The sequence below is a fragment of the Cohnella sp. GbtcB17 genome (assembly GCF_019091135.1).
Lineage (GTDB): Bacteria > Bacillota > Bacilli > Paenibacillales > Paenibacillaceae > Cohnella.
This window is the reverse complement of the sequence record NZ_JAGXJW010000446.1, coordinates 1-239: the sequence shown is the minus strand read 5'-3', so window position 1 is coordinate 239 and position 239 is coordinate 1. Positions and strand designations below refer to the sequence as shown.

The window sequence follows — 239 nt, the reverse complement described above, 5'->3', positions numbered from 1 at the left end:
CCGGCCACCTTGATCCCCTGGCGGATCGGCAGCGTACCGTCGTGGTTGATCGGCTGGTCCAGGGAAACGGCGGCTGCGGCGTCCAGCGTAACAACCGTGCTGCCGGCGCCGGCCACGATGCGGGCGATCCAGATGCCGGGAAACGGCCGCGGTTTGGGGAGCGACGGGTCCGTGTCGCGAAGGGCGGCGTCGTTATCCTTCCAGGAGGGCTCCTGTGCCCTGGCGATCCGGTCGGGCGC

Annotated in this window: 1 protein-coding gene; it reads right to left on the bottom strand. The window is 70.7% G+C overall.

Features of this window, described 5'->3' with window-relative positions:
* Positions 1 to 239: hypothetical protein (locus KVT38_RS34145; RefSeq protein ID WP_217598134.1), on the bottom strand; the 239-nt coding region annotated here is incomplete at both ends.